The sequence below is a fragment of the Pseudomonas sp. NBRC 111138 genome, assembly GCF_001320835.1.
GTDB lineage: Bacteria > Pseudomonadota > Gammaproteobacteria > Pseudomonadales > Pseudomonadaceae > Aquipseudomonas > Aquipseudomonas paracarnis.
The window spans coordinates 1-8506 of the sequence record NZ_BCBO01000105.1; the positions used below are offsets into that span (position 1 = coordinate 1).

Below are 8506 nucleotides of genomic sequence, written 5' to 3' on the forward strand. Positions count from 1 at the left end.
GGCGGCACGGGCAGTATCGGCGGGGCGGTCACCGCCGATCCATGAGTACACACGGATCTTGTCACGCACCTGTCCGCCCAGCAGATCGCTGACCGACACACCGAGGGCCTTGCCCTTGATGTCCCACAACGCCTGGTCGATGCCGGCGAGGGCGCTCATGTGCACCGCGCCGCCTCGGTAGAAGCCGCCGCGATAGAGCACGGTCCAGATATCTTCGATATTGCGAGGGTCTTTGCCGATCAGGTAGTCGGACAGTTCTTCGACGGCGGCGGCCACCGTGTGAGCGCGGCCCTCGACCACAGGCTCACCCCAGCCGGTCACACCCTGGTCGGTTTCGACCTTGAGGAAGCACCAGCGCGGCGGAACGATAAAGGTCGTCAGTTTGGTGATTTTCATCTCTTGTCTCTCTTATAGATGCAGCGCCTGTGGGCGCGGAATATGCTCTCAGCTCAGGGCTTTCCAGGCGGCGACATAAGCCTGGGCACGGCTCGCAACCTGATCCACTGTCATGCCCGGCTTGAACAGCCCGGAACCCAATCCGAAGCCCTTGGCGCCGGCGTCGGTAAACACCTGCATGTTGTCCGGGGTAATGCCGCCCACCGGCAGCAGCAACGTGCCCGCCGGCAATACCGCCAGCCATGCCTTGATCACTGAAGGGCCCATCTGCTCGGCCGGAAACAGCTTCAACACATCGGCGCCTTCGGCCAGTGCGGCAAAGGCTTCGGTAGGCGTGGCTACCCCAGGCGACAAGTACAGGCCCGCCGCTTTGGCGGCACGCAGCACCTTGGCATCGCTGTGGGGCATGACGATCACCTGGCCTCCGGCCGCCTTGACCTGTTCGACCTGCTCAGGCGTCAACACCGTGCCGGCACCGATCAGGCAATCGGCGGGCAAGCTGTCGCGCAGGGTGCGAATGCTGGCGTAAGGGTCTGGCGAGTTGAGCGGCACTTCGATCACGCGAAAACCCGCGTCGTACAGCACTTGGCCGACCGCCTGGGCTTCGTCGGGGCGTAGGCCGCGCAGGATGGCGATCAAACCGTTTTGTGCGAGTGCTTGCTTGAGCATGTCAGGCCTCCAGTACAGGTCGAATGAGCCCGGCGGCTTGCGCCAGTTGCCACAGGCCACGCTCGGTGGCTTCTTGCGCCAGGCTGACGTGGGCAAATCCGCAAAGGGCGAGGGCGCGTTGATAGCGGGCGCAAAGTGCAGCAGCGCCGACCAGGATGATCGGCTGATGTTTGGCCGAATCTGGCAAGCCGGCGAGCTCATGGCCGATGAGCAGGCCAGACAGGTAATCGGGTTGCTGGTCGGGCGCCAGCTGCGCAGTGAGCCCAAGGGTACGGGCACTGAACAGGGTTGAAAGCACGCCACGCTGGCCATCGTTGGACAGCGCCACGCGCACGCCTTGATCAAACGCCTCGGCCTGGAACTGCTCGCTCGCTTGTTGGGTACGCCCCAGGATGCTGTGCTTGCTCAACACCGCAAACACTTCGCCAGTCATGAAGGTATCGAAATGGGTAATGCGGCCTTCCACCACCTCGACCCACTTGGAATGGCTGCCGGGCAGGCCGATCAACACCTGGGGCCCAAGCCCTTGCAGTACGCCGAGCACTTGGGTTTCTTCGCCACGCATGACATTGGGCAGACCCACTTGCTCGATCACCCCCGGCACGATATGCACCTGCACCCCACGCAGGCTGCGTATGCCATGCAATGCCTGGCCGAGACTGGCGACATCCACGGGCGTGCTGCGATAGGCCGCCTCGCTCCAACCCTGTGCGCTGCCGACCATGCCGCAAGCGATTACCGGCAGCCCGGGCTGGGCATCAAGCCAATCGCCACAGGCGCTATCGAACGCCAGTTCAAAGCCGTCAGTGCATAGCACACCGGCTATTTCCCGGGGCTCTGTGGGCAAATGCATGATGCCCCAGGCTTGAGAGCGCTGTTCCAGCACAACGCCCGCGGGGCCGAGTTTGTAAGCACGAAGGGAGCTGGTCCCCCAATCGAGCGCGATCAATTGCGCCTGCATCGCTTCACCTGAAATGAGTGGGTGCTGAAAAAAGCAGATGGGCGAATATAAACCTAGGGAGCGGAATATCTCAATATATAAATATCAATCCCATATAATGAGACAATACAAGATAAATCCTACAAACATTCTTGTTTTTACTTAGGGAAGGCCGCGGATTTATCGGGTAAGGAAGGTTAAAAAATCGACAAGTCCAGCTCGCGCATCGCGCCCATCCAGATGGCGTAATCGGTGTGGTCCTTGAGGTCGTCACCGGTTTCAGGGTGCAGGAACACCACCAGACCATTGCGATGCAGCGCCAGCCACGGCAACACCACACCGATATATTCCGGCTCGAACGCCAGCTGGCAACTCCAATCCGGGTGCGGGCCCACGGGCCGCTCGTGCACACGGCCCATGCGCAGCGGGAACAACTTGGCGGCGTCCTCACAGAGCGTGCGCGCCTGCTCAATCGTGCTGGCGTCGAAATAGATATGGGCGTGGTAGCCCTTGATACGTTGCATGACTGACTCCGGTTCCACTGTGGGCCGATCCTAGACCGCAATCGACGGCAGGGCCAGCCCGGTCAACGAGTGCGCACTGTTGGCCTGTTCCGCCACAAGCCACTCGACAAAGCGGTCCACCAACTGTCCGCGGCGTTTGCGCTGGGGTTGCACCACGTAATAGCCCAAGCGCGAGATCACCGTGGAGCTGATCGGCCGGCACAGCCAATTCTGCTCCAGCAGGTTATCCACCAGGTGGCGCCAGCCGATGGCGACGCCCTGGCCGGCAATCGCGGCCTGGATCAGCAAGGTGTAGTTGTCGAAGCGCAATTGCCCCGGGGTCGGCGCAGCCGTGATACCCAGTTCGCGGAACACGCCGTTCCAGTCAAACCATTGGCTGTTGTTTTCCTGGCGCAGGTGCAGCAACGGGCAGTCTTGCAAGGTCTGCACCGTCAGGGGCGCGACCTGCTCCTTGAGCCACTGTGGGCTGCACACCGGGAACACTTCCTCATTGAACAACCACAGGCTCTCGCCCTGCTTGAAACGGCCATCGCCGAACAGCACCGCCACATCAATATCGCTGCGCAGGGTGGCCGGGTTGCGCTCACTGGTGACCAGGCTGACATCCACCTGCGGGTTGGCCTGGTGAAAACGATGCAGGCGTGGCATCAGCCAATAGGCGGCGAAGGCAAAGTCGGTGGCGACTTGCAGCACTTCATGCTGGCTTTGTTGAGTGATGGCGCCGAGCCCCTGGTTGATGTTCTGCAGGCCGCCTTGCACATGCTCGAACAGCAGGGCACCGGCGTCAGTCAGTTCGATGCCGCGGTAAATGCGATCAAACAGGCGGATCGCCAGTTGCTCTTCAAGGCGTTTGATTTGCTGGCTGACCGCCGGTTGGGTGGTGCCCAGCTCCATCGCGGCCGCGGTGAAACTGCGATGACGCGCCGCTGCCTCAAAGGCGCGCAGCAAATCGAGAGAGAGGTCACCCAGCGCTTCATACATAAGCTCAACTTATCCTAGTCATTGCTGCTCATGGGCTTTACCCCATAATTCATGGGCCGCATGCTCATTGGCATAAACACTGCCTATGGAATGCCGAGAAACCATGAAGCGCAAGAACATTCTTTTCATCATGGCCGATCAGATGGCCGCGCCGATGCTGCCGTTCTACGGGCCTTCCCCGATCAAGCTGCCCAACCTCAGCCGCCTGGCGGCACAAGGCGTGGTGTTCGACGCCGCCTATTGCAACAGCCCGCTGTGCGCACCGTCGCGCTTCACCTTGGTCAGCGGCCAGTTGCCGAGCAAGATCGGCGCCTACGACAACGCCGCCGATTTCCCCGCCGATGTGCCGACCTATGCCCACTACTTGCGCCGCCTCGGCTACCGCACCGCGCTGTCGGGCAAGATGCACTTCTGCGGCCCCGACCAGTTGCACGGCTATGAGGAGCGCCTGACCAGCGACATCTATCCCGCCGACTACGGCTGGGCAGTGAACTGGGATGAGCCAGACGTACGACCTACCTGGTATCACAACATGTCCTCGGTGCTGCAAGCCGGACCGTGCGTGCGCACCAACCAGCTGGATTTCGACGAAGAGGTGGTGTTCAAAGCCCAGCAATATCTGTTCGACCATATCCGTGAGGAAGGTGACCAGCCGTTTTGCCTGACGGTGTCGATGACCCATCCCCACGACCCTTACACCATTCCCAAGCCGTTCTGGGACTTGTACGCAGACACCGACATCCCAATGCCCGCGACGCCGCCCCAGGCCGACCTCGACCCGCATTCCCAGCGGCTGCTCAAGGTTTATGACTTGTGGGACAAACCGCTGCCTGTGGATAAGATCCGCGACGCCCGCCGCGCCTACTTCGGTGCGTGCAGCTACATCGACAGCAACGTCGGCAAGCTGCTGCAGACCCTGGAAGAGACCGGCCTGGCCGACGACACCCTGATCATTTTCTCTGGCGACCACGGCGACATGCTTGGCGAGCGCGGCCTCTGGTACAAAATGCACTGGTTTGAAATGGCCGCCCGCGTGCCGCTGCTGATCAGTGCGCCGGGGCAGTTCGCCGCTGGCCGCGTCACCCAGGCCGTGTCGACCGCCGACTTGTTGCCGACCCTGGTGGAATTGGCCGGCGGCAAGCTGGACCCGGACTTGCCGCTGGACGGCCGCTCACTGGTCCCGCACTTGCAGGGGCAGGGCGGGCATGACGAAGTGTTTGGCGAATACATGGCCGAAGGCACCGTCAGCCCATTGATGATGATTCGCCGGGGCGCCTACAAATTCATCTACAGCGAGGACGATCCTTGCCTATTGTTCGATGTGCACAACGACCCGAGCGAGCAGGAAAACCTCAGCCAGTCAGCTGAACATCGGCCATTGTTCGAGGCGTTCTTGCGTGAAGCGCGGGCTAAATGGGATATCCCGGCGATCCATCAACAGGTGCTCGCCAGCCAACGCCGTCGCCGACTGGTGTTTGAAGCGCTGACCCATGGCAAGCTCAAGAGCTGGGATCACCAGCCACTGGTAGACGCCAGTCAGCAGTACATGCGCAACCATATCGACCTTGATGACCTGGAGCGCAAAGCACGTTTTCCACAACCCTGCCAAAACCAATAAGTAGACAGAGGGAAGGCCATGCAAAAGTTGACCGTGGTACTGAGTTTGGTGATGCTCAGCAGCGCCCAGGTGTACGCAGACACCCGCTGCGAAACGGTAAAGATGGCCGACCCAGGCTGGAGCGATATTGCCGCCACCAACGCTATCACCAGTTTCCTGCTGACGGGCATGGGCTATCAACCCAAGGTCGACACCCTGGCGGTGCCGATTACCTTCGGCGGGCTCAAGGACGGCCAGGTGGATGTCTTCCTCGGCAACTGGATGCCGGCGCAGCAAGGCTTCTACGACAAGTTCGTGGCCAATGGCGATGTGGTGCAACTGGCGAAGAACCTGGATGGCACCGAGTTCACCCTCGCCGTGCCGGACTATGTGTGGGACGCCGGGGTGCATGACTTTGCCGACCTGAATAAATTTGCCGACAAGTTCGACAAGAAGATCTACGGCATTGGCTCCGGCGCGCCAGCCAATATCTCGCTGCAGGAGATCATCAAGAAGAATGATTTCGACCTTGGGCAGTGGAAGCTGATCGAGTCCAGCGAACAGGCGATGCTCGCAGAGGTCTCGCGAGCGGTGAAAAAACAGCGTTTTATCACCTTTCTCGGCTGGACCCCGCACCCGATGAACGTGCAACTGAAAATGCGCTACCTCAAGGGCGGCGAGCAGTACTTTGGTGCCACCGGCAGCGTCTATACCTTGACTCGCAAGGGTTACGCACAAGCGTGCCCCAATGTCGGCAAACTGCTGACCAACCTGAGTTTTACCCAGGCCATGGAGAACAGCATCATGGCTGACGTGGCCAACAACAAGGTCAGCAATGCGCAGGCGGCGAAGGCGTGGATCAAGGCCAACCCGGCAGTGTTGGAGCAGTGGTTGGAGGGCGTGAAAACCCTGGATGGCCAGGAGGCGTTGCCAGCGGTAAAAGCCAAGCTCTGACGTTAAAATCGGACGCAGAGCGTCCTGAGCAGCATTCCCACGCAGAGCGGGGGAACAATCACTCTGACGCTTGCCGCTGACCCTGTGGGAGCTGGCTTGCGTGCGATAGCATCACCCCGGTATGCCTGTCACACCGAGGCGCCAGCATCGCAGGCAAGCCAGCTCCCACAAGTACCCATGCATTGATACTCTTGCCAAAACCCTTTACCCGAGCCTGCGATGCCCCGGCCCAACCGCCATACAATTTTGCCCTTCCTGCGCTGGCTGCCGCGCCAAACCCGCGCCAGCGTCGGCCGGGACGCGATCGTCGGCCTCAGCGGCGCTGTGCTTGCGCTGCCGCAGTCGATTGCCTACGCACTGATCGCCGGTCTCCCTCCCGAATACGGGCTCTACGCCGCCATCATCCCGGTATTGATCGCCTGCCTGTGGGGCTCATCCTGGCACCTGATCTGCGGGCCAACGGCCGCCATCTCCATTGTGCTTTACGCCAGCATCAGCCCATTGGCCGTGCCAGGCTCCCAGGACTACATTACCCTCATCCTGTTGCTGACCTTCCTCGCCGGGGTGTTCCAGTGGTTGCTCGGCCTGCTGCGCTTCGGCGCGTTGGTGAACTTTGTCTCCCATTCGGTGGTGCTGGGTTTCACCCTGGGCGCCGCCGTAGTGATCGCCTTGGGGCAACTGCCCAACCTGCTCGGCTTGGATTTACCGAGCCAGGCCACGGCTATCAATGGCCTGCTGGCGCTGATCGACCATCGTGGCGAGTGGGACCACGCGTCCCTGGCCCTGGGGCTGGGTACGTTGCTGACAGGTATGCTGCTCAAGTACCTGGTGCCACGCTGGCCGACACTGTTGATCGCCTTGGTGTTGGGCAGCGTGGCGGCATGGCTGTGGCCGGCGATGTTCGGGCATGTGGCACGGGTCAGTTCGTTTATTGGCAAACTGCCGCCGTTCAGCCCGTTGCCGATGGATCTGGATCTGGTGCTGCGCCTGCTGCCCAGTGCCGTGGCGGTGGGAATGCTGGGGTTGGTGACCAGCCTGTCGATTGCCCGTTCGCTGTCCGCCCGCTCGCAACAACTGCTCGACGCCAACCAGGAAGTACGCGCCCAGGGCTTATCCAACATCGTGGGCGGATTTTTTTCCGGCTACCTGTCAGCCGGATCGTTCACCCGCTCGGGCCTCAGTTATGAGGCGGGTGCCTGTTCGCCATTGGCGGGTGTGTTTTCGGCCCTGTGGGTGGCGCTATTCGCGTTATTTGGCGCAGCGTTGATCGCGCATATTCCGATCCCGAGCATGGCGGCGAGTATCCTGCTGATCTGCTGGGGCCTGGTGGACCACCGCGGCATTCGTGCGCTGTTCCGGGTCAGCCGCGCCGAATTTGTGGTGATGAGCCTGACCTGTGTCGCCACCTTGTTGTTGGAGCTGCAAACGGCGATCTATGCCGGGGTACTGGCGTCGCTGTTTTTCTACCTCAAGCGCACCTCGCAGCCACGGGTGCAACACTGGCGCGACGGTGAAGCGGATGTGTTGCGGGTGGGCGGCTCGATCTTTTTTGGCGCCAGCCATTACCTGCAAGTGCGCCTGCAACGTCTGCAGGGTGAGCGGGTGGTGATCGAGGCGCAGCAGATAAACTTTATCGACTATTCCGGGGTGGAGATGCTGCACCAGGAGGCTCGGCGGTTGGCGGGGTTGGACCGTAGCTTGACGTTGCGTGGGGCCAGGCCGCAGGTGGTCGAGGAATTGATGAAGCTGGAGGGGCCGGATAACTGCCCCCTCCATTTCGAAGATTAAACCCGATCAACTGTGGGAGCTGGCTTGCCTGCGATAGCGGTGGATCAGCCAGCACATGGGTAACTGACCTATTGCTATCGCAGGCAAGCCAGCTCCCACATTAAGTGTGCCCACATCAGCGTGTGGGATCAGGCTAATTGCCGGCGCAGTTCGGCCAGTACGGGCGCCGAATCCGGACGCACACCGCGCCACAGCAAGAAGGCTTCCGCCGCTTGTTCCACCAGCATGCCCAGGCCATCCATCGCCACCGCCGCGCCTTGCTCGCTCGCCCAGCGGCAGAATGCGGTGGGTTCCTTGGCGTACATCATGTCGTAGCAGAAGGTCTTGCCCGGCTCGATCAGGCTGCCGGCAATCGGCGGTACATCGCCTGACAGGCTGGCCGACGTGGCATTGATGATCACATCCACCGGCTCACGCAACCAGTCGAAACCACTGGCAGACACCGGGCCCAGGTCATCGAACAGCTCAGCCAGTCGCTCGGCCTTTTCCACGGTGCGGTTGGCGATGATCAACGACGAGGGTTGCTGCGCCAGCAACGGCTCCAGCGCACCGCGTACCGCGCCACCGGCGCCCAACAACAGGATGCGTTTGCCTTGCAGGCTCAGCCCGGCATTGACCGTCAAGTCGCGCACCAGTCCCGCGCCGTCGGTGTTGTCG

The 8506-nt window shown here is 61.4% G+C and carries 8 protein-coding genes and 1 pseudogene; 3 read left to right on the forward strand and 6 right to left on the reverse strand.

The window, feature by feature from the left end; translation table 11 throughout:
• From APH41_RS20095 to APH41_RS20115, 5 genes and pseudogenes are all read right to left on the reverse strand, one after another.
• A pseudogene (locus tag APH41_RS20095) lies at positions 1 to 396 on the reverse strand (D-galactonate dehydratase); the annotation flags it as partial.
• Positions 397 to 444: 48 nt separating this feature from the next.
• Positions 445 to 1065: a 2-dehydro-3-deoxy-6-phosphogalactonate aldolase gene (locus tag APH41_RS20100; RefSeq protein WP_054898859.1), complete on the reverse strand. Its 621-nt coding sequence runs from the start codon at positions 1063 to 1065 to the stop codon at positions 445 to 447.
• A 1-nt stretch (position 1066) separates the two neighbouring features.
• Complete coding sequence (locus APH41_RS20105) at positions 1067 to 2026, reverse strand: 2-dehydro-3-deoxygalactonokinase (RefSeq protein ID WP_034129204.1); 960 nt, start codon at positions 2024 to 2026, stop codon at positions 1067 to 1069.
• Positions 2027 to 2202: 176 nt separating this feature from the next.
• Positions 2203 to 2529: a DOPA 4,5-dioxygenase family protein gene (locus tag APH41_RS20110; protein ID WP_014716300.1), complete on the reverse strand. Its 327-nt coding sequence runs from the start codon at positions 2527 to 2529 to the stop codon at positions 2203 to 2205.
• 30 nt (positions 2530 to 2559) lie between these two features.
• Positions 2560 to 3510 carry a LysR family transcriptional regulator gene (locus tag APH41_RS20115; protein WP_034129203.1) on the reverse strand — a complete coding sequence of 317 codons (951 nt, stop codon included), beginning with the start codon at positions 3508 to 3510 and terminating at the stop codon, positions 2560 to 2562.
• Positions 3511 to 3613: 103 nt separating this feature from the next.
• Here APH41_RS20115 and betC point away from each other — a divergent pair, with 103 nt between their 5' ends.
• The 3 genes from betC (at position 3614) to APH41_RS20130 (ending at position 7849) form a co-directional block, all read left to right on the forward strand.
• On the forward strand, positions 3614 to 5128 hold the full coding sequence (gene betC / locus APH41_RS20120) for a choline-sulfatase (RefSeq protein ID WP_054920979.1): 1515 nt from the start codon (positions 3614 to 3616) through the stop codon (positions 5126 to 5128).
• A gap of 18 nt (positions 5129 to 5146) precedes the next feature.
• Positions 5147 to 6061 (forward strand): choline ABC transporter substrate-binding protein, encoded by a 915-nt coding sequence (choX, locus tag APH41_RS20125; RefSeq protein WP_054920987.1) that lies wholly within the window; start codon positions 5147 to 5149, stop codon positions 6059 to 6061.
• Positions 6062 to 6280: 219 nt separating this feature from the next.
• Complete coding sequence (locus APH41_RS20130; protein WP_054920997.1) at positions 6281 to 7849, forward strand: SulP family inorganic anion transporter; 1569 nt, start codon at positions 6281 to 6283, stop codon at positions 7847 to 7849.
• 128 nt (positions 7850 to 7977) lie between these two features.
• Here APH41_RS20130 and aroE read toward each other — a convergent pair.
• The coding region (gene aroE / locus APH41_RS20135; RefSeq protein ID WP_082430475.1) for a shikimate dehydrogenase at positions 7978 to 8506 on the reverse strand (529 nt) is incomplete at its 5' end.

What these genes read in the sequence shown, in the direction of transcription:
- APH41_RS20100 (WP_054898859.1), bottom strand. Translation starts at nt 1,065, where the DNA reads ATGCTCAAGCAAGCACTCGCACAAAACGGTTTGATCGCCATCCTGCGC.
- APH41_RS20105 (WP_034129204.1), bottom strand. Translation starts at nt 2,026, where the DNA reads ATGCAGGCGCAATTGATCGCGCTCGATTGGGGGACCAGCTCCCTTCGT.
- APH41_RS20110 (WP_014716300.1), bottom strand. Translation starts at nt 2,529, where the DNA reads ATGCAACGTATCAAGGGCTACCACGCCCATATCTATTTCGACGCCAGC.
- APH41_RS20115 (WP_034129203.1), bottom strand. Translation starts at nt 3,510, where the DNA reads ATGTATGAAGCGCTGGGTGACCTCTCTCTCGATTTGCTGCGCGCCTTT.
- betC (WP_054920979.1), top strand. Translation starts at nt 3,614, where the DNA reads ATGAAGCGCAAGAACATTCTTTTCATCATGGCCGATCAGATGGCCGCG.
- choX (WP_054920987.1), top strand. Translation starts at nt 5,147, where the DNA reads ATGCAAAAGTTGACCGTGGTACTGAGTTTGGTGATGCTCAGCAGCGCC.
- APH41_RS20130 (WP_054920997.1), top strand. Translation starts at nt 6,281, where the DNA reads ATGCCCCGGCCCAACCGCCATACAATTTTGCCCTTCCTGCGCTGGCTG.